Below are 255 nucleotides of genomic sequence, written 5' to 3'. Positions count from 1 at the left end.
GGCCGCCAGGCCAACGCCCTGCGCGGCGGCGCCGAAGTCGTGGTCGCCACCCCGGGCCGGCTGAAGGACCTCATCGACCGCGGCGACTGCCGGCTGAACCAGGTCGGGATCACCGTCCTGGACGAGGCCGACCAGATGGCCGACATGGGGTTCATGCCCCAGGTCACCGCACTCCTCGACCAGGTGCGCCCCGAGGGCCAGCGGATGCTGTTCTCCGCCACCCTGGACCGCAACGTCGACCTGCTGGTCCGCCGC

General features: G+C 72.5%; 1 protein-coding gene. It reads left to right on the top strand.

Annotation, left to right across the window (positions count from 1 at the left end; all coding sequences use genetic code 11):
• Positions 1 to 255 (top strand): DEAD/DEAH box helicase (locus tag AC6CKD_RS38035; RefSeq protein ID WP_498334005.1); only part of this gene is annotated, 255 nt, incomplete at both ends.

This window comes from Streptomyces sp. GQ60 (genome assembly GCF_059758875.1).
The sequence above is the reverse complement of the archived record's forward strand: the minus strand, read 5'-3'. Positions and strand labels throughout refer to the sequence as shown.